General features: G+C 71.6%; 19 protein-coding genes and 1 pseudogene. 9 read left to right on the top strand and 11 right to left on the bottom strand.

What is annotated here, in order from left to right; translation table 11 throughout:
- Window positions 1-30: 30 nt before the first annotated feature.
- On the bottom strand, window positions 31-2,241 hold the full coding sequence (locus ABZ857_RS28785) for a glycogen debranching N-terminal domain-containing protein (protein WP_357048553.1): 2,211 nt from the start codon (window positions 2,239-2,241) through the stop codon (window positions 31-33).
- A gap of 167 nt (window positions 2,242-2,408) precedes the next feature.
- Here ABZ857_RS28785 and ABZ857_RS28780 point away from each other — a divergent pair, with 167 nt between their 5' ends.
- A complete protein-coding gene (locus tag ABZ857_RS28780; RefSeq protein WP_357048550.1) occupies window positions 2,409-2,609 on the top strand; it encodes a transposase in 201 nt (66 codons plus the stop codon).
- Between the two features lie 65 nt (window positions 2,610-2,674).
- Here the strand turns inward: ABZ857_RS28780 and ABZ857_RS28775 are convergent, their stop codons facing one another.
- From ABZ857_RS28775 to ABZ857_RS28760, 4 genes are all read right to left on the bottom strand, one after another.
- Window positions 2,675-3,466: a hypothetical protein gene (locus ABZ857_RS28775; RefSeq protein WP_357048548.1), complete on the bottom strand. Its 792-nt coding sequence runs from the start codon at window positions 3,464-3,466 to the stop codon at window positions 2,675-2,677.
- Between the two features lie 608 nt (window positions 3,467-4,074).
- Window positions 4,075-4,746: a fasciclin domain-containing protein gene (locus tag ABZ857_RS28770; RefSeq protein WP_357048545.1), complete on the bottom strand. Its 672-nt coding sequence runs from the start codon at window positions 4,744-4,746 to the stop codon at window positions 4,075-4,077.
- 256 nt (window positions 4,747-5,002) lie between these two features.
- The gene (locus ABZ857_RS28765; protein ID WP_357048542.1) at window positions 5,003-5,602 is read right to left on the bottom strand and encodes a hypothetical protein; all 600 of its coding nucleotides are present in this window, start codon (window positions 5,600-5,602) and stop codon (window positions 5,003-5,005) included.
- A 225-nt stretch (window positions 5,603-5,827) separates the two neighbouring features.
- Window positions 5,828-6,052: a hypothetical protein gene (locus ABZ857_RS28760; protein ID WP_357048540.1), complete on the bottom strand. Its 225-nt coding sequence runs from the start codon at window positions 6,050-6,052 to the stop codon at window positions 5,828-5,830.
- A gap of 173 nt (window positions 6,053-6,225) precedes the next feature.
- Here ABZ857_RS28760 and ABZ857_RS28755 point away from each other — a divergent pair, with 173 nt between their 5' ends.
- Window positions 6,226-6,453, top strand: a complete 228-nt coding sequence (locus tag ABZ857_RS28755; RefSeq protein WP_357048538.1) for a DUF2945 domain-containing protein — start codon at window positions 6,226-6,228, stop codon at window positions 6,451-6,453.
- Between the two features lie 110 nt (window positions 6,454-6,563).
- Here the strand turns inward: ABZ857_RS28755 and ABZ857_RS28750 are convergent.
- Both ABZ857_RS28750 and ABZ857_RS28745 read right to left on the bottom strand, forming a co-directional pair.
- Window positions 6,564-7,125, bottom strand: a pseudogene (locus ABZ857_RS28750) (DUF1062 domain-containing protein).
- A gap of 433 nt (window positions 7,126-7,558) precedes the next feature.
- Complete coding sequence (locus ABZ857_RS28745; RefSeq protein WP_193207189.1) at window positions 7,559-7,738, bottom strand: DUF4236 domain-containing protein; 180 nt, start codon at window positions 7,736-7,738, stop codon at window positions 7,559-7,561.
- A 246-nt stretch (window positions 7,739-7,984) separates the two neighbouring features.
- On the opposite strand from ABZ857_RS28745, the gene ABZ857_RS28740 reads away from it, so the two are divergent.
- Together ABZ857_RS28740 and ABZ857_RS28735 are read left to right on the top strand one after the other, a co-directional pair.
- Window positions 7,985-8,392, top strand: a complete 408-nt coding sequence (locus ABZ857_RS28740) for a four-helix bundle copper-binding protein (RefSeq protein ID WP_357048534.1) — start codon at window positions 7,985-7,987, stop codon at window positions 8,390-8,392.
- A 191-nt stretch (window positions 8,393-8,583) separates the two neighbouring features.
- On the top strand, window positions 8,584-9,087 hold the full coding sequence (locus tag ABZ857_RS28735) for a MarR family transcriptional regulator (RefSeq protein ID WP_357048531.1): 504 nt from the start codon (window positions 8,584-8,586) through the stop codon (window positions 9,085-9,087).
- Between the two features lie 214 nt (window positions 9,088-9,301).
- On the opposite strand, the gene ABZ857_RS28730 is transcribed toward ABZ857_RS28735, so the two are convergent.
- From ABZ857_RS28730 to ABZ857_RS28720, 3 genes are all read right to left on the bottom strand, one after another.
- Window positions 9,302-9,919 (bottom strand): hypothetical protein, encoded by a 618-nt coding sequence (locus tag ABZ857_RS28730; RefSeq protein ID WP_357048528.1) that lies wholly within the window; start codon window positions 9,917-9,919, stop codon window positions 9,302-9,304.
- A gap of 166 nt (window positions 9,920-10,085) precedes the next feature.
- Window positions 10,086-10,331 carry a hypothetical protein gene (locus tag ABZ857_RS28725; RefSeq protein WP_357048525.1) on the bottom strand — a complete coding sequence of 82 codons (246 nt, stop codon included), beginning with the start codon at window positions 10,329-10,331 and terminating at the stop codon, window positions 10,086-10,088.
- 90 nt (window positions 10,332-10,421) lie between these two features.
- Entirely contained in the window at window positions 10,422-11,882 is a 1,461-nt protein-coding gene (locus ABZ857_RS28720; protein ID WP_357048522.1) for an amidohydrolase family protein, read from the bottom strand.
- A gap of 263 nt (window positions 11,883-12,145) precedes the next feature.
- Here ABZ857_RS28720 and ABZ857_RS28715 point away from each other — a divergent pair, with 263 nt between their 5' ends.
- The 5 genes from ABZ857_RS28715 to ABZ857_RS28695 all read left to right on the top strand — a co-directional run bounded on the left by ABZ857_RS28715 (window position 12,146) and on the right by ABZ857_RS28695 (window position 16,439).
- Window positions 12,146-13,330 (top strand): CoA transferase, encoded by a 1,185-nt coding sequence (locus ABZ857_RS28715; protein WP_357048520.1) that lies wholly within the window; start codon window positions 12,146-12,148, stop codon window positions 13,328-13,330.
- Window positions 13,323-14,153 (top strand): citryl-CoA lyase, encoded by an 831-nt coding sequence (locus ABZ857_RS28710; RefSeq protein WP_357048517.1) that lies wholly within the window; start codon window positions 13,323-13,325, stop codon window positions 14,151-14,153. Before ABZ857_RS28715 ends, ABZ857_RS28710 begins: the two co-directional genes overlap by 8 nt.
- Window positions 14,146-15,009, top strand: a complete 864-nt coding sequence (locus tag ABZ857_RS28705) for an extradiol ring-cleavage dioxygenase (protein ID WP_142562453.1) — start codon at window positions 14,146-14,148, stop codon at window positions 15,007-15,009. Before ABZ857_RS28710 ends, ABZ857_RS28705 begins: the two co-directional genes overlap by 8 nt.
- Window positions 15,006-15,365, top strand: coding sequence for a hypothetical protein (locus tag ABZ857_RS28700; protein ID WP_357048514.1), 360 nt, complete (start codon window positions 15,006-15,008; stop codon window positions 15,363-15,365). The genes ABZ857_RS28705 and ABZ857_RS28700 overlap by 4 nt, the downstream gene beginning before the upstream one ends.
- A gap of 111 nt (window positions 15,366-15,476) precedes the next feature.
- A complete protein-coding gene (locus tag ABZ857_RS28695; protein WP_357048511.1) occupies window positions 15,477-16,439 on the top strand; it encodes a zinc-binding dehydrogenase in 963 nt (320 codons plus the stop codon).
- A 36-nt stretch (window positions 16,440-16,475) separates the two neighbouring features.
- Here ABZ857_RS28695 and ABZ857_RS28690 read toward each other — a convergent pair whose 3' ends face one another.
- A complete protein-coding gene (locus ABZ857_RS28690; RefSeq protein WP_357048508.1) occupies window positions 16,476-17,276 on the bottom strand; it encodes an IclR family transcriptional regulator C-terminal domain-containing protein in 801 nt (266 codons plus the stop codon).
- Window positions 17,277-17,487: the final 211 nt, after the last annotated feature.

The following is a 17,487-nucleotide window of genomic DNA, read 5'->3' as shown; positions in this document are numbered from 1 at the left end:
GACTCCACTATGCCCGAGTCGATCGGCGGCTCACTCCGCTCCGGCCGCGCCTCCCGGAGGCCGAGGAGTCCAGGGGGAGCGAGGCCGGGCGCCGACGCCGGCGCTCGCCGGCGGGCGCGGCTCCGGGATGAGCCGCACCTCCTCGGGCAGGCCGCTCACGTACACCTCGTCGCTGTCCTCCCGGGCCTCCAGATCGACCCGCGCACCGGCCAGCGGAAAGCCGGAGATGCGCAGCTCCCCGAACCCCTTGGGCAGCGCCGGCGCGATCCACACCTTGCGGTACGGCACCCACGGGTCGATGCGGAGCAGGAGCCGTACGAGCTGGATCGGGGTGGCCGAGGCCCAGGCCTGCGGGGAGCACGAGGTCGGGTACGGCACCGGCACCCGGAACTCCGCCCGGTCGAACCCGCAGAAGAGCTCGGGCAGCCGGTCGTCGAAGGCCTGCGCGGCGTCGAGCAGGCCGGTGGCGACGCGCTGGGCCTCCTCCACGAATCCGTAGCGCATGAGCCCGGCCGCCACGAGCGCGCTGTCGTGCGGCCAGACGGACCCGTTGTGGTAGCTCATCGGGTTGTAGGCGCCCATGTCGGAGGCGAGGGTGCGGATGCCGAAGCCGGTGAACATCCGGGGCGACATCAGGTGCTCGGCCACGACCGCGGCCTTGTCGCGGTCGACGATCCCCGACCAGAGGCAGTGCCCGATGTTGGAGGCGAGCGCGTCGATCGGGCGGCCGTCGTGGTCGAGCCCGACGGCGAAGTAGCCGCGGTCGGGCAGCCAGAACCGTTCGTTGAACCGGGCGCGCAGCTCGGCGGCCCGGTCCCGGTAGCGCCGCTCGGTCTCGGTGTCGCCCGCCTCCTGGGCGAAGTAGTGGCGGGCGATGCAGGCGGCGTAGACGTATCCCTGCACCTCGGCCAGGGCGATGGGGGGCCGGGCGATGGTGCCGTCGGCGAAGTTGATGCCGTCGAAGGAGTCCTTCCAGCCCTGGTTGAGCAGGCCCTGGTCGGTCTTCCGCTGGTACCACAGGAATCCGTCACGCATGCCGTACCGCTCGATCCACTCCAGCGCGGCGTCCGCGTGCGGGAGCAGCCGCTCCACCGCCGCCCGGTGCAGGCCCCAGCGGCGCAGCTCGCCGAGGAGGATGACGAACAGCGGGCTGGCGTCGACCGAGCCGTAGTAGGCGTGCCCGCCGGCCGACGTGTCGTCCTGCCGGGCGCCGTAGCGCAGCTCGTGCATGATCTTCCCGGGCTCCTCCTCGGTCAACGGGTCGATCTTGGTGCCCTGCAGGGCGGCCAGCCGGCTCAGCGTGCCGTGCGCCAGGTCGGGGTCGAGCGGCAGGGCCATCCACGAGGTGAGCAGCGAGTCGCGGCCGAACAGCGTCATGAACCAGGGCGCCCCGGCCGCGACGGTGGGCGGCAGCTCGGGATGCACGGGGTCGAACAGCCGCAGCGCGCCGAGGTCGTTGTGGGACTGGCGCAGGATTCCCGCCAGAGCGGTGTTGGTCGTCGTCACCCTGGGCAGGCGCTTGTCCCACTCGAACAGCTGTCCCGCCCGCCGGGCCAGGGCGGGCGACAGCCGTTTCTCGGAGTACCACGGCTCGGTCTCGACCCCGTCGATGATCGGGTCGGCCTGCACGCAGGCCGACCACTCGCCGCGCGGCGGCACCACCACGCGGAAGACGAGCAGGCGCGGGGCGGTCACCGGCAGCACCTGGGTGCCGTCGGCCTTGGCCACCACCCGCACCCCCCTGCCCTTGCTGATCGAGAACATGCGCAGCGACCGCTCCTCGGCCGCGGTCGTCACGTCGGCCACCCAGTGCACCCGGTGGGTCTTCACCTCGAACAGGTCGCACACGTCGGAGCCGACGTGCAGGGTCACCATGCAGCCGGCCGGCTCGTGGGACATGTTGCGGATGGTGATGTCCTCCGACAGCCCGCCGCCGACGTACCGGTCGCGCACCACCAGCAGCGTGCTCTCCGCCTGTCCCGGCCGCGGCGCCGCCCGGCCGACGAAGGTCGCGTGGTACGGCTCGCCGGCGAGGACCTGGAGCTCCTCGATCGGGCCGTCGTCGACGCGCAGCTCCCACTGGGACAGCAGCCGGGTGTCGGCGTAGTAGATCCCCTGCGCCGCCCCTGGCAGGATGTCGCCGTTGCGGGCCGACACGCAGAACGATCCCCCGGCGACGAGCGTCATGGCGCCCCCGCCGATGGCGCTTGGCTGCCCCTCGAACGTCCACCCGCTCGTCATGCCGATCACCCCGGCCCCGGTCCCTCGGTCCCGACGGTTGCCCCTATACCCGGAGGTCGAGCCATTTTTCGCCGTGTTTGCAGTCTTATGTCCGCATCAGCTGGTCCACCGGCTCGGCCCTGGCACCCTTTACCCACCCATGACCCGGCGTTTCCTACTCTTCCCGCATGCGCAGGTGGGTGAGCTCGGAGGGGTACGAGGTGGACCCGGTCGTCATCGAGGGCCGCCAGTTGCTGCGCGTACGGCACCTGGGCTTCCACATCGGCTACTGCGCCTCCGTCGCGGAGGTGGCGGCCCACGTCGAACTCGCCGACCTGGTGGAGGTCGTCGACCTGGGGCACGCCGCCAGGGCCCGTGGACAAGGATGAGGGGTGAGCCGGTGCGGCTCACCCCTCCGTCGTGCCACCGCGTCACCTCACCGCGGTCCCGGCGCTCAGTCCCAGCCCGGCATGTTCCAGAAGTCGTCGGCGTTCGCGGCCTTGGGCTGCGCCTTGGCCTGGACCTTGGACTGGGCCATGGGCTTGGCCTTGGCCTTGGCCTTGGCCTTCGCGACGGCGGGCTTCGCCTTGCCGGCCTTCGGCATGCCCCAGCCCTGGAGCGGCCGCGCCCAGGCGCCGGCGTCCTCGTCGTCGGCCTGCTTGCTCGGCGGCTTACCCGCGAAGTCGTTGCCGGACAGCTTGGTGTACGTCGGCTGGTTCGACGTGGGGTGAAGGAAGATGTCCTGCGGCGAGCGCTGGCTGTTGTTCTTGCCGGTGGCGGGCATCGTGAACATGGAGCCGTTCGCCGGCTGCGTGCCGTTCGCCTGGTTCCCGTTCATCGGTTCGCCGGCGGGACGGCCGCCCACCACCGGGACGCCCGCCAGCGGGTTGCCCCCGGCGGGACCACCGGCCGGCTGTGCGCCGGCCTGCCGGCCGCCGGCCGCCTCGCCGCCTGGCGCCTGCTTGCCGGTCATCGGGCCCTTGGCGCTCTGGCCGTTCGCCATCGGACCGTTCGCCCGGTTGTCGGCCTCGTCGTCCGCCGGGAAGAACGGGCCGACCTTCGCGCCCTTGTCCAGGATGTCCAGGGCCTTGGACGCGACGAAGTCGGGCTCCTCCGGGTGGTTCATCGCCATCGCGGCGATCTGCTTGCCGGGCGACATCGGCTCCTTGGCGGACAGCGGAGCCGGGTCCGCCGGCGCGGGACCCGACAGGAGAGCCGCGGCGAGTACGGCAGTGCATAGAGGCATGAGAATTTCCCCCGAAATCTGCTGGACAGTACAAGAACGAAGGTAAGCGCACGATGCCGGGCGATCACGGACCCGATGCTCAGTGTCCGGTCAAATAAGAGGATCAGCCGCTTCAGGACATAGGCCACAGGCCATCCCCGCTCACGGATACCGAAAACACCCCGGGACGAATTAAAGGGGTTAGTGACCATAAAAGGCCAAATATCCTCACAGAAGACGCATGGGCTTGGCCCGAAGCGCCGGAGACATGCCGGGGAACCGGTGCGACCGGCGGCGAGGCGGCCGTGACCAGCAGCCCGGGGCGGGTCCGGACGCCCGCGCGGGAATTCAAGGTTCGGGGAATGCGAACCCCCTTCTGCCGTACATTCCTCGGCGATGAACGAGCCGCCGACCTCGCGGCAGGGAGAACCCGCAAGTAGGGTGCCGGAATACGGCGGCCGTGTTTGCGGGAAACGACCTCCAACCGGCCCACAGCTACCCGTACCGGAATACACGCCGCTCCGGGCCCCGGCCGGCTGGGACCACGGGGCGTACGTTCGAGGGAAACGGCACGGGGGTGAGCCGTGAACGGCTCACCCCCGTGAGGCTGTCGCAGGACGACGGCCCGGTTACCTCGGCATGAGGACCTTGTCGACCTCGTAGACCGTGGCATTGCTCGTCGCGATGTTCCCGCAGGTCACAGCGGCGTCGTTGACCTTGAGGCTGGAGTCGGACCCCGAGACGGTGAGCTTGCGGCCCTCAAGGGAGGTCAGCTCGCCGTGCATGTCCGTGGGCGCCTTGCGTCCCTTGACCACGTGGTAGGCCAGCAGTCCCCTGAGCGACTTGCGGTTCGACATCAGCTGGTCGAGCTGGTTCTTCGGAATCTTGCTGAACGCGTCGTTCGTGGGCGCGAACACCGTGATGTCCTGGGCGGAGTTGAGCGTCTCGGCCAGCCCGGCCTTCTTCACCACGCGCGCCAGCGTCGACAGCGACGGGATGTCGGACAGCGCGGTGCCGACCGGCACCTTGGCGAGTTCGGCGGGGCTGCCCTTGCCCGAGGCCGGGAGCGAGGAGCAACCCGCCCCGACCGGCGACCCGGAGACCGACGGCGACGCGGACGCCGACGGGGTCGCGGAGACACTCTCGCTCGCCTCGGCGCCGGGGGTCTCGCTGGCCGCGTCCGTGGCGGTCTCGTTGGCCGCGACCGGAGCCGCGGGATTGCCGCCGCCCTGACTGCCGCACGCCGCGGACATCGAGAGCGCCGCGGTCAGGGCGGCAAGGGCGAGCAGACGGGTATTCATGATCGTGCTTCCTTAGTCGTGGAAAGGTCGTTGCTGGGTGGCGGGTCGGGTGCGTGATGAGACACATCGAACGCACCGATCGGTCCTGGGACCGGACGCGGTGCCCGGCGTGCCACCCGCACGACCGCCCGCGCCTTGCGACCCCTGCGGACGGCGACACCGGAAGAGCCCGCCACACCGGCTCAGGACCGGTGTGGCGGGCCGATCAGACGGGCCGGTCACACGGGCCTCTTCCATCAGGCCGTCTGGGGCGGGCTCACCAGCCGCGCGCCGACTGCTGCTGGCGGGGGCGGGTGGTCGTCTTCTGGCGCGCCGTCTTCTGCTCCCCCCTGGACGGCGGATAGGACCTGGTCGTCTGGACCCCCTGCACCGGGCGGAAGGTGAACGGCTGCGGCGCCTGCCCGGACGTGCCGGGAGCGAAGACGGGCTGGATGAAGACGTCGCGTGTCTTGGGATCGATCACCGGGACGAATTTGGTCCCGGTCTCCGCCCCGTCCGCCCTGTCACCGGCGGTCGCGGCGGGCCGCCCGGCGTCCGCACCCGGCTTGCCGTACGCGCCGGTGGCTTCGGGCGCGCTCGCCCCGGCCGGCGACCGGGAATCGGTGGCGGAGTCGTTCCGCCTGCCGTCCATCCCGCTGGGAGCCATCCATGGCGGCGACTGGGGGAGGGTGAAAGGAAACTCCCCGGCCTGCGGCGCCATGCCGGGCAGCGACGCGAGTTGCGGCCGGCCCGTGGACGGCTGCGCGGCGTTGTTCTTGTCCGTGGTGGCCCTCGTCCCGGGCGGGGCCGGGTCCGGCGGCACGGCGGCCGGCCCGGAGAACAGGGCGGCGGCCAGTACGGCTGTACAGAGAGGCATGAGACTCCCCCGAGGTCATGGATGGTACGAGCACGACGGTAAGCGCCGCACCGGGGAGTGATCACGCATCCGACGACCAATGTCCGGTCAAGCATGATGATCGGGCGCTTCACCCGTAAAGATCCCATCGCGCCCGCAAGCGGCCCCGGCACGCTCCCGGAAGAGGCGGGCGCGGGACGCTGTGCCGCACGGGCGGGAGGAGTCGGCCGCGAGGAGCGGGACGGCTCAGTCCGGCAGCCTGACCTCGATCGGCACCACGATCGGCGGGTGCGGGGGCGGGTGGGGCACGGGCCGGCGTTCGAAGTAGTGCACCAGGGCACTCCTGAGCCGGTCGAGCGCCTCGTCGACCGTATGCCCTTCGCAGGCCACCTCGACCTGGACGCACCGCGCGCAGTACAGGCCACCGTCTTCGGGGGTGACGGTCGCGGTCAGCCGCACGGTCCGTCCCATGCTCCCACCGTGCGCGGGAGCGGACCGGGGTAATCCCGGCGCGTGGGCAACAGTACGGAGATTCCCCCCGCGGGCTCCGGCTCGCGCGCGGTTCGCCGGAATTTTGCCTGACAGGGAGCCGCGCCGGTGTCGTGCCGGTAGGACGGCGCGTTTCCCAGGGTAGGGCCGGGTTCATGGGCAGGAAAGACAAGAAGGAAGAACCGTCGGTGGGCGACGAGGTCACCTGGAAGAGCCACGGCGGCGAGGCGGTCGGCAAGGTCGAGAAGAAGATCACCGAGCGTACGGAGGAGGCGGGCCGCACCGTGGCCGCCTCACCCGAGGACCCGCAGTTCCTCGTGCGCAGCGAGAAGAGCGGCGGGACGGCGGTGCACAAGCCGTCGGCCCTGCGTCCGAAGGAGTGACGTGACCGCCGGCACCGCCCGGGGCGACTCCGGACCGCCGGAGCCGCCCCGGGGCGAGGCGTGTGTCGCATCGATGCTTCAGGGGATCGCGCGCTGCGGCTGAATCCCCGCTAGTCCCCGGCCATCACGGTGAAGGTGAACCCGGCGCTCGTCGGACGGCGCAGCGGAATGTCGCACTTGATCCGGCGCAGCACCTCGTTCCTGCTGAGGCCGAGCCCCTGCGCGATGAGCCGGTCCGGGCGCACCGGCACCGGATCCTCGAAGACGACCTCCACCTGGGCCGGCCACGCCTCGTCGAGCCGTGCCGGCGGGCTGTCCAGCCGCCAGGCCCCCTTCCAGTCCAGAGTGAAGCGGTTGCGCCGGGCGAGCAGCGGATCCAACAGCCTGGACGCCACCAGCTCCGGATCGTTGGCGTGGTAGCCGTCGAGCTCGGCCAGATCGAAGGATGTGACTGGCGCTCGCTCGTGCACGGTGAGCTTGCTCGTCCGGCCGCAGGACACGCAGCGGACCAGCAGCCACACGTCCAGCAGCCTGCCGTTGGCGTTGACGCGGAACCTGCCCTCGCCCGGTGGTGGCCAGCTCCGACCGGCAGTCCACGCACCGCAACGACAGCAGAGGCAGCCTGGTCCGGCGAACGACCCAGGGCAGCACAGTATGAGGTTGTGAAGACATGATCTCTCTAGACCTGACACGAGGCCGATCACGCGCGGCCTCAAACGCTGTATGACCGGGCGCACGCGGGCAGCCCGGCAGAGCCGACGGGAGGGGTCGGCTTGAAGGTGAGCGGAAGAAGGTGTCAGGTCTAAAGAGCAGGCGGGGTCACGCGCTTTTGTCCTCTGTCCTCACTGAGACGGGGCCGCAGGCACGCTACGGGAACGCGGAAGGAAGGCTCAAACGGTTTTCCACCGGCGCGCCGCTGGTCACCGGACGACTGGCCAGGCCTCCGGCGACAGCAGCGCCAGGTACTTCCGTGCCGGAGTTCTGCCGTATTCCGGCCGCCCCCAGCTGGGGGCCACGACCCGCTGAAGTAGGGCCGTCGAACGCAAGGGCGGGGCCGCGGGCGCGCGCCGGGGACCGCGCCCGCCGTGCCGACCGTCCCCGGCTTCTAGTTCAGCGTCTTCCTCCAGTGGAAGCCGCCGGGCAGGTTCACGGTGAGGGTGCGGCGCCCGTCCGCCGTCTTCGTGACCCGGAAGGCGCGTCCGCCGAAGCTGTGCCCGACGCCGCCGCGCGAGAGATTGAGCCTGAACGGTCCCATTTTGATCGATTTTCGGTAGCTCCAGCCCATGGTCCCTCCATGATTTTCCGTGCCCCCGCGACTACCCCGGACGGCGATCAGCACACCGGCCGGCCGGATCATCTCCGTTTACGGCCGTCCCGCTGGGTATGGCCCGGGACGCGATGAGCTTTTCGGCCGTCAGGAACATGAGCGGACTCCGCGCCGGACCGCCGAGGGCTCACGGACCCGTTCGCACCGGCGGTGTCTCCCCCTCCTCACGGAGACACCCGCCCCGAGACCGGAAGGAGCGATGCCATGGGACACGCCGGAGTGATGCTGGAGACCTATCCCGCCGACCTCGGCGGCGTGGACAGGCAGGTGCTCGCGAACTGCATCGAGGCCTGCTTCGACTGCGCGCAGACCTGTACGGCCTGCGCGGACGCCTGCCTGAGCGAGCACGCGGTGGCGGAACTCGTCCGCTGCGTCCGCACCAACCTCGACTGCGCCGACATCTGCGCGACGACGGGCCGAGTGCTGTCCCGGCACACGGGCTACGACGCGAACCTGACGCGCGCCCAGCTGGAGGCGTGCGAGCAGGCGTGCCGCAGTTGCGGGGACGAGTGCGGGCTGCACGCCCACATACACGAGCACTGCCGGGTCTGCGCCGAGGCGTGCCGGCGCTGCGCCCAGGCCTGCAACGAGTTGCTGGCCGCGCTCGGCTGAGCACGGCCTGATCCCGCACCGCCCCCACGGCACGGGTTCGCCCGAGGCCCGGAACCGTCCATGGCTGGGGCGCCCGCTCACGGTCGCGGCCACGCATCGGGGCGGGCGTGTACGGCCGGCGCGCCGGACCGTACACACGTTTGCCGGTGCGGTGACATGACGGCGGGAGGGACCGTGTAAAAACGGTGCTTATGGCAAAGCAAGCGGACGAGGAGCCGACCGGCGACGACCTGGAGGCCGTCACCGCCGCCGTGCTCACCGCCTCGCGCGTGCTCGTCGCGATCTCGGCGCGGTCCCTCGCCGCCGCGGAGGACAGGGTCACCCTGCCGCAGTTCCGCATGTTGCTGGTGGTCGGACAGGGCGAGACCAAGCTGGTGACGCTGGCCGACAAGCTCGGCGTGAACCCGTCGACCGCCATGCGCATGGCCGATCGCCTCGCCGCCGCCGGCCTGCTGAAGCGTGAGGTGAATCCGCAGAACCGGCGGGAGACGCTGCTACGGCTGACCGGCAACGGACGGCGGATCGTGGACGAGGTCACCGCCCGGCGCAAGGAGGAGATCGCCGGGATCCTCACCCGGATGCCGGCGTCCCAGCGGCAGGCGCTCATCGTCGCCATGCGGGAGTTCAACGACGCGGCGGGCGAACCGCCCGCCCGCATCGCCTTCCCGCTCGGCTGGCCCGGCCCGTCCTCCTGACCACGCGTCACGCGTTTTCTGTCCGCGCGCACGCCCTGCCGGCGGGTTGGCGGTCCCGCGGCGGCGGAAAGGCCGGGGCCTGGCGGGGTCGAGACCGTGTGCCGGCCCTCGCAGCCCGGAAGGCGATCAGGAGCCGAAGGCCGATCAGCAGCCGGAGGCGATCGCGAGCCGAAGGCCGATCAGCAGCCGGAGGCGATCGCGAGCCGAAGGCCGATCAGCAGCCGGAGGCGGCGCAGGCCCCGGGGACGAGCCCCGGGGGGCCGTCGGCGTCCCACGACACCTCACCCTGGTCCTGCTGGCCGGCGCCGCCCTTCGATGCGCCGCCCGTCTTGCCCGACGAGCCGGTCCCGGCCCGGCCCGCGCCGTTCTTCTGACCGGATGAGGCGCCGCCCGAGGACCCGGAGGCGGTGTCCGCGCCGCTCCCGCCGGACGCCTGCCCTCCGCCGGAGCCGTCCCCGCCGGAGCCGATGCCGCCCTGGTCCCCTAAGGCCCGGTCCCCTGAGCCCCGGTCCCCCAAGGCCCGGTCCCCTGAGCCCTGCGCGTCCTGTCCGCCCTCCGCGCCGGCAGCGGCGTCGCCCTCCTGGGCGGGGGCCGCCGACTGCCGCGTGCCGCCCGCCGCCGGCGGGTCCGCGGGGTCCGAGCCACCGTGGTCTGAGCCACCGCGGAGCGCGAAGCCCGCTCCCCCGGCGGCCAGCACGGCGACCAGGGCCGCGGCGGCGATGACGAGAGGCTTCCTGTTCTTGGTCGTGGTGGGCGGCTCCTCCTGGCTGGAGAGGATCTCCTGCCGGAACCGGTCATCCTGGCTCGTCTGTGACGGGACGCGCCCTTGCATGTGAGACAACTCCCAGCGGTCGTTTCGGGGGAAACCTCCACGGCTTCCGCGGGTAGCCAGCCACCCTAACCTCACTGGTGACCAAATCTCACATAGACGCATAAACAATCATGAATCTCCTCGGCGGCCGTGACCTGCAGTCACGCGGCAAGTCCCCCGAGTGTGCTCATTCCCGCTCATCGGTGATCTTCAGGCCCTGGTGGGCCCGGGAGATCGCCTCGAACTCGCCGGGCTCGTCGCTGAAACGGCTCGGGCCGCCCATCATCTCGACGAAGGACGCGATCAGGTTCTCGGCGTGGTGGGAGGACCCGTACTCGAACAGCCTCGTGAGCAGAGGATCCCGCAGCACGGACTCATCGAAGTGCTCGGCGAACGTGCGCAGCGCCGCCTCGCCGCCGACATGCTCGTACATCGTCGTCGTCGCAGCCTCCTCAGAACGCCTGGGCCGGCGTCACCGTAGGCGGCGGGCGGTCGCCGATTCTGCTCAAAAGTGGACGAGGGATCAGCGGCTGTGCGTCGCGGCGCTGTGGTAGTCGGTGTACGTGTAGGGGTTGTCGAGAATCTTCGTCTCGGGGATGTCGGGGTTCATTCCCTTCCGCCACGCCTCCTCGCCCAGCGTCGAGCGCAGGTAGTCGACGGTCCGCTCCACTTCGCGGCGGGCCGCGGCGAGGGCCCCGACGAGATCCTCGCCGACCAGACGGTGCTCGTGCTTGACCACGCGCCCGTTCACGAGGACCGTGTGGACGTCGCCGCGCTGCGCCTGGAAGGCCACGTGCCCGTAGGGGTTGAGCAGCGGGAACGACACGGGCGACGCGTCGTTCTTGATCAGCACCAGGTCGGCCTTCCTGCCCGCTTCGACGCTGCCGAGGTCGTGCTCACGGCCGATGGCGCGGGCGCCGCCGCGCGTCGCCCAGTCCACCACCTGGTCGGCGCGCAGGCTGCAGTGGGTGATCGTCTCCCCCCTGGCGTGCGCCTCCATGTGCTCCCGGGAGCGGTCGGCGCCGAGCGTGGTGCGCATCGCCGAGAACAGATCGCCGCTCCACCAGACGCTGGTGTCCATCGACAGCGAGACCGGGATGTCATGCGCGCGGATGGCCCAGGTGGGCGGGTAGCCCTGGCCCGCGCTCTGCTCGCTCTCGGTCGAGACCGAGATGGAACCGCCGGTGGCGGCGATGCGGTGGTAGGAGTCCGCAGACAGCGAGGCGGCGTGGACGTACACCGTCTCGGGCGTCATGAAGCCGTGCTCGTACATGAGCCGGATGCCGTCGTCGCTGGTCGCGCCCCACACGCCCGCGTGGGTCGTGACCGGGACGCCGAGGTCGCGGGCCACCTCGAAGGCCGGCTTCTCGGGGAAGGCCGGGTCGCCGGTGACGTCGAAGGCGATCTGGAAGCCCAGCATGTCGTCGCCGGTGATGCGGCGCCGGACGAAGTCGCGGAACTCCGGCGCGCCGGTCCACTCGGCCGGCGGCGCCTGAATGTTGCCGTAGGCCAGCACGAACCGGCCGGGCACCGATTGCAGCGCGTCCACGGCCGCGTCGGCGTGGTCCACGGTCCGCAGCCCGTGCGACCAGTCCACGACCGTGGTGACGCCGGCGTCGATCGCCTCGATCGCGGCCAGCAGGTTGCCGGCGTGCACGTCCTCCGGCCGCCACAGCTTGCCGTACTCCAGGTAGTACCAGACGAAATACTGCGTCAGCGTCCAGTCGGCGCCGTAGCCGCGCATCGCCGTCTGCCACATGTGCCGGTGAGTGTCGATCATGCCGGGCATGACGATGCCGCCGGTGGCGTCGACGACGACGGCGCCGTCCGGCGCGGGCAGGTCCTGCCCCACCTCCGCGATCCGGTCGCCGACGACGAGGACGTCGGTGCGGGGCAGCACGCTGTGCCCGTCGTCCATCGGAAGCACCGTGCCGCCGCGCAGCAGCACCGGCCGGTCCGGTCCGAAATCGGTCGGCTCGTTCATCGTCGAACTCCTCACCTTCCCACTGGCCGGGTCCCACTGGCCAAGCACCCTCAGTGATGACGAACAGTTGTCCGCTATACGGTCAGCACTGCTTCCGCTGCCACTTTCCCGAGCGCCGCCTCCACTGTCAACCATGGGTTTTCCCTTCGTCCTGCGACCAAGCGCCAGCCACGCATTTGACGGAAGGGCTGCCTATGCCAGAATCGGCCTCACGGACTGATGTCCGTTGAGCGGACACTGCTGCCATAAGGAAGGGGAGCCTGATGACAGACGACACCGCGCCCGAGCGGGGACGCGGGCCGCTGTCCGGCGTGCTGGTGGCCGACTTCTCGCGGGTCCTGGCCGGGCCGTACGCCACGATGCTGCTGGCCGACATGGGCGCCGAGGTCGTCAAGGTCGAAGGGCCCAAGGGAGACGACACCCGCACCTGGATGCCCCCGGTGCGCGGCGACGTGTCGACCTACTATCTGGGGGTCAACCGGGGCAAGCGGTCGATAGCACTCGACCTGCGGGACTCCGACGACGCCCGGGTGGCCAGGGAGCTGGCCCGCCGCGCCGACGTGCTGGTGGAGAACTTCAAGCCGGGCGGGCTCGCCAAGTACGGCCTCGACTACGCCTCGGTGAGCGCGGCCAATCCCGGCGTGGTCTACGCCTCGATCAGCGGGTTCGGCTCCGGCGCGGGCCGCGACGTGCCCGGCTACGACCTCATGGTGCAGGCCATGTCGGGGCTGATGAGCCTCACCGGCGACCCCGGCGGGCCGCCGTACCGCGCGGGAATCTCGGTCTTCGACGTGATGGCGGGCAACCACGCCGCCATCGGCGTCCTCGCCGCCCTGCGCCACCGGGACGCGACCGGGCGGGGCCAGCACGTGGAGGTCAACCTGCTGTCCTCGGCGCTGACCGGCCTGGTCAACCACAGCTCCGCGTACGTCGCAGGCGGCGTCGTCCCCTACCGCATGGGCAACGCCCACCCGAGCGTGTTCCCCTACGAGCCGCTGCCCACCGCCGACAACGACCTCATCGTGGCGGCCGGCAACGACGGCCAGTTCCGCAAGCTGTGCGAGGTGCTCGGCATCCCGGAGGTCGCCGACGACCCGCGCTTCGCGCGGATGGCCGACCGTACGGCGCGGCGGGAGGAGCTGCGGCCCATCCTGGTCGGGCGGCTCGCCACGCGCGGCGCGCTGGAGTGGTTCGAGCTGCTGGTCGCCGCGGGGGTGCCGTGCGGGCCGATCAACACCATCGACGGCGGGTTCGCCATGGCCGAGCGCTTCGGGCTCGACCCGATCGTGGAGGTGGGCGAGGGCGACCGCGCGGTCCCGACCACCCGCCACCCGATCCGGTTCTCCGCGACCCCCGCCGCCTACCGGCTGCCGCCGCCGGAGCTGGACGAGCACGGGGACGAGATCCGCAAATGGCTGAGCACTCCCGAGGAGAACCAGGATGTCTGACGAACGGCCGTCGTACCCGACCGCGTTGGGCGCGTCGTCGCTGAAGTCGATCACCCTGCTCGGCTGCGACCTCGCCGAGGACGTGATGGGGAAGGTCGGGTTCGGCGAGCTGGCCTTCTGGCTGGCCGCCCAGCGGCGGCCCACGCCGGGCGAGACCCGGGTGTTCGAGGCCGTGCTCGCCGCGCTGGCCGACCACGGGTTCACCCCGACCGCGATCGTCACCCGGCTGACGTACCTGTCCGCGCCCGACTCGATCCAGGGCGCGCTCGCGGCAGGGCTGCTCGGCGGCGGGTCCCGCTTCCTCGGCGTGACCGAGGACTGCGGCCGGTTCCTGCACGACGTCCTGGCGGCGCACGACGGGCCGCTGCCGTCCGATGACGCCGGCTGGGACGCCCTCGCCCTGGAGACCGTACGGGCTCAGCGGCAGGCGCGGCGGTTCATCCCCGGCCTCGGCCACCACGTGCACAAGGAGGGCGACCCCCGCACGCCCCGGCTGCTGGAGATCGCCGCCGAGGAGGACCTGTTCGGGCCGCACCTGTCGCTGTTCGCCGCGATCGGCCGCGTGCATCCCGAGGTGCTGGGCAGGAAGCTGCCGCTCAACGGCGCGGGCGTCTGCGGCGCCGCGCTCGCCGACCTCGGCCTGCCGCTCGAACTGCTGCGCGGCTTCGCCCTGCTCGCCCGTACGGCCGGCCTGATCGGGCAGCTCGCCGAGGAACTGCGCCACCCGGTGGCGAACGAGATCTTCCTGTCGGTGGACCTCAACAACCGGTCCGTCGACCCCGAGCCCTACACCCCCGACGCCACTGGAGGTTCGCATGGCTGAACTGGTCGCGGTGATCGCGTCCACCCATCATCCGTTCTACTACCGCGCCAGCACCGCCACCGGCGAGGACCGCCCGCCGTTCGCCGACGAGTGGGTGCGCAAGGTCGAGGCGTTCCGGGAGACGCTGACGAAGGCGCGGCCCGACGTGCTGGTCATGGTCGGCTCCGACCACTTCCACCAGCTCTGGCTCGACAACATGCCGCAGTTCCTCGTCGGCAAGGCGCCCTTCTACGACGCGAACTGGTACAACGAGGAACGCGAGTTCGGCCTGCCCCGCATGTTCTTCACCGGCCAGGAGGACCTGTCGGCGTACATCCTGCGGGAGGGCCTGGACGCGGGCTTCGACCTGGCCTTCTCCAACGAGCTGCGGATCGACCACTCGATCACCTGCCCGATCATCACGCTCCGGCCGCAGAACGACCTGCCGATCGTGCCGATCTACACCAACATCTTCGCCCCGCCGCTGCCGCGGCCGAAGCGGTTCGTGCAGCTCGGCCGTACGATCCGCGAGCTGGTGGAGTCGTGGCCGGCGGACAAGAGGGTGGCGGTGATCGGCACCGGGCACCTGTCGCTGGAGCTCGGCGGGCCGCGCCAGTTCGGCCCGCACGGCCCCGATCCCGAGTTCGACCGCAAGGCGGTCGAGTGGATCTCGTCGGGCGACATCGAGGGCTGCCTGTCGGAGGTCACCCTCGACAGCCTCCACCTGCCCGGCAACGCCACCCACGGCTTCATGGACTTCATGCTGATGATGGGCGTGGCCGGCGAGGGCGCCAAGGCCGACTACGTCGACACCTACGACCTGTTCCACACCATGGAGGCGTACTTCACCTGGTATCCCAACGGAGGCGTGGCGTGAGCAAGTACCTGCTGAACAAGTTCCTGTTCACCGTCGACCGCGATCCGGAACTGGTCGAGCGCTACCGCGAGGACCCCCGCGGCACGGTGGAGTGGTGGGAGGCCGAGTACGCCAACCGGCTGCTGAGCTGTCACGGCGGGGAGGCGTCCACCTGGCTGCGCTTCGACGACACCGAGCGCGAGGCGCTGGCCGGACATGACTATCCCAGGCTGTTCGAGCTGGGCGCGCACCCGTTCCTCACGCTCACGCTGTTCATCGCGATGTTCGAGCGCGACCACGAGCCGATGGGCTTCCAGACCGAGTACGCCCGGCGGCTGGCCCACGTGACGATGCCGTACCCCGACATCGCGACGTGATCGAGCCTGCCCGCCACCGAGCGCGGGCGGGGGCGGCGAGGCGCCGGGCATGTCGTGCGGGGCGTGCCGGCGGCTCTCGCCGATGACGACGACTTCAGCGGAGGGTGGGACATGCGCGCAGCGCAGATCGTGGAACCCGGCAGGCCGCCGCTGGTGGCCGACCTGCCCGTACCCGTCGCCGGGCCCGGCGAGACGCTGGTCGAGGTCGCCGCCGCGCCCGTCACGCCGCTCGACCTGCTCTGCGCGACCGGCACGTCCTACTTCGGCAGGCCGCGCACGCCGTACGTGCCGGGGGTGCAGGGGGCCGGTGTCGCGGACGGGCGGCCGGTGTGGTTCGCGACGTCGGCCGGAATGGCCCCGGGCGACGGCAGCATGGCGCAGGCGGCGGCCGTGCCCGCGCGCGACCTCGTCGAGCTGCCCGCCGGGACCGACCCGGTCGCGGTGGCCGCGCTCGGGCTCTCGGCGGTCGCCGCGCACATGGCGCTGACGTGGCGCGGTGAGCTCGCCCCCGGCGAGCAGGTGGTGGTGCTCGGGGCGGGCGGCGTCGTCGGGCAGGCCGCCGTGCAGATCGCGCGCGTCGCCGGCGCCCGCAGGGTCGTCGCGGGCGCCCGCTCCCCCGCCGCCGGGGAACGCGCCCGCCAAGCGGGCGCGGACGCCGTGGTGGCGCTCGACACCGGCGACGTCGCCACGCTGGCCGCCCGCTTCGCCGAGGCCTGCGACGGGCCCGCCGACCTGGTGCTCGACCCGCTCTTCGGCCCGGCGGCGGCCGCGGCGGCCCGTGCCCTGCGCCCGGGAGGCCGGTGGGTCAACCTCGGCTCCTCGGCGGACGAGACCTGCCCGATCGACTCCTCCACGCTGCGCAGCAGGTCGCTGCGGCTGCTGGGATACACCAACAACGAGCTGACCCCCGAGCAGCGGGCCGCCTCGATCGTCTTCGTCGCCGGGCAGGCGGCGCTCGGGCGGCTGGCCGTCGCCCACGAGACGGTCCCGCTGGAGGAGGCCGAAGCCGCCTGGCGGCGTCAGGCGGCCGGAACCGCATCCGGCAGGATCGTCCTCGTCCCGGGGTCCGCCTAAGACCCGCTCACCACTCGTCGAGGCGCGGCCGGTGGGTCAGGAGGCCGTGACCTGCGGCACCGACTCGTAGAGGGCCCAGTCGGCGCTGATCGCGCCGGCGGTCTTCAGCAGCAGCGGCAGGTGGTCCTCGGTCAGCTTCTCCAGCGAGGTCTCGGCGGCGTGGCTGTTGACGTTCACGGCCGCGATGACGTTGCCGGAGCCGTCGCGCAGCGGCGCGGCCACCGACCGGATCCCGAGGGCGAGCTGCTCGTCGGTCAGCGCCCAGCCCTTCGCCCGCACATCGCGCAGCATGGCGTCGCGTTCCTGCGGCCCGGGCCGCCACCGCGGCTCGATGCCCGACCGGCTCGGCTCGGCCAGCACCCGCTCCAGCTCGTCCGGCGGCAGCGCGGCGAGCAGCACCTTGCCCAGGGACGTCTGGAGCGCGGGGAACCGCGTCCCGATCTGCACCGAGAGGGCGACGATCTTCGGCACGGCCACGCGGGCGACGTACACGATGTCGGACCCGTCGAGCTGGGCGATCGACGACGACTCGTTCGTCTGGGCGACCAGCCGTTCCAGGTGCGGCCGGGCCACCTCCCACAGGCCCATGGAGCGGACGTAGGACACGCCGAGTTCGAGCACCCGCGGGGTGAGGGCGAAACCGCCCTGCGCCGAGCGGGCGTACCCCAGCTCCTGCAGCGTGAGCAGGATGCGCCGCGCGGTCGGCCGGGCCAGGCCGGTCGCCGCCGCCACCTCGGTCAGGGACATCACCGGGCGTCCCGGCTGGAACGCCCTGATGACATCGAGGCCGCGCGCGAGCGCCTCGATGAAGTCAGGTCCGGTGTCGCCTCGTGCCATGAACGCCTCTTCCGCTCGAACTCGCCGAGTCAACTTTAGACCCTGACACCGGCGGGCTGTCCGCCTGTCGGCGGTCCGCGTCGTCCGGGATGCCCAGCTTCACATCACCGTAACGCGGCGTTCGGCGGCGACCCGTCCCCAGCGTGACCGCGCAGCGGACCTCTGTCCGCATTAACGGCGCCATGACAGGACGGTGAAAGTGTGGCCGCCG

It is taken from the genome of Microbispora sp. NPDC046933 (assembly GCF_040644635.1).
In the GTDB taxonomy this organism is placed as follows: domain Bacteria; phylum Actinomycetota; class Actinomycetes; order Streptosporangiales; family Streptosporangiaceae; genus Microbispora.
The sequence above is the reverse complement of the archived record's forward strand: the minus strand, read 5'-3'. Positions and strand labels throughout refer to the sequence as shown.

Coding starts and splice junctions, on each gene's coding strand:
- ABZ857_RS28785 (WP_357048553.1), bottom strand. CDS start 2,241: ATGACGAGCGGGTGGACGTTCGAGGGGCAGCCAAGCGCCATCGGCGGG.
- ABZ857_RS28780 (WP_357048550.1), top strand. CDS start 2,409: ATGCGCAGGTGGGTGAGCTCGGAGGGGTACGAGGTGGACCCGGTCGTC.
- ABZ857_RS28775 (WP_357048548.1), bottom strand. CDS start 3,466: ATGCCTCTATGCACTGCCGTACTCGCCGCGGCTCTCCTGTCGGGTCCC.
- ABZ857_RS28770 (WP_357048545.1), bottom strand. CDS start 4,746: ATGAATACCCGTCTGCTCGCCCTTGCCGCCCTGACCGCGGCGCTCTCG.
- ABZ857_RS28765 (WP_357048542.1), bottom strand. CDS start 5,602: ATGCCTCTCTGTACAGCCGTACTGGCCGCCGCCCTGTTCTCCGGGCCG.
- ABZ857_RS28760 (WP_357048540.1), bottom strand. CDS start 6,052: ATGGGACGGACCGTGCGGCTGACCGCGACCGTCACCCCCGAAGACGGT.
- ABZ857_RS28755 (WP_357048538.1), top strand. CDS start 6,226: ATGGGCAGGAAAGACAAGAAGGAAGAACCGTCGGTGGGCGACGAGGTC.
- ABZ857_RS28745 (WP_193207189.1), bottom strand. CDS start 7,738: ATGGGCTGGAGCTACCGAAAATCGATCAAAATGGGACCGTTCAGGCTC.
- ABZ857_RS28740 (WP_357048534.1), top strand. CDS start 7,985: ATGGGACACGCCGGAGTGATGCTGGAGACCTATCCCGCCGACCTCGGC.
- ABZ857_RS28735 (WP_357048531.1), top strand. CDS start 8,584: ATGGCAAAGCAAGCGGACGAGGAGCCGACCGGCGACGACCTGGAGGCC.
- ABZ857_RS28730 (WP_357048528.1), bottom strand. CDS start 9,919: ATGCAAGGGCGCGTCCCGTCACAGACGAGCCAGGATGACCGGTTCCGG.
- ABZ857_RS28725 (WP_357048525.1), bottom strand. CDS start 10,331: ATGTACGAGCATGTCGGCGGCGAGGCGGCGCTGCGCACGTTCGCCGAG.
- ABZ857_RS28720 (WP_357048522.1), bottom strand. CDS start 11,882: ATGAACGAGCCGACCGATTTCGGACCGGACCGGCCGGTGCTGCTGCGC.
- ABZ857_RS28715 (WP_357048520.1), top strand. CDS start 12,146: ATGACAGACGACACCGCGCCCGAGCGGGGACGCGGGCCGCTGTCCGGC.
- ABZ857_RS28710 (WP_357048517.1), top strand. CDS start 13,323: ATGTCTGACGAACGGCCGTCGTACCCGACCGCGTTGGGCGCGTCGTCG.
- ABZ857_RS28705 (WP_142562453.1), top strand. CDS start 14,146: ATGGCTGAACTGGTCGCGGTGATCGCGTCCACCCATCATCCGTTCTAC.
- ABZ857_RS28695 (WP_357048511.1), top strand. CDS start 15,477: ATGCGCGCAGCGCAGATCGTGGAACCCGGCAGGCCGCCGCTGGTGGCC.
- ABZ857_RS28690 (WP_357048508.1), bottom strand. CDS start 17,276: ATGGCACGAGGCGACACCGGACCTGACTTCATCGAGGCGCTCGCGCGC.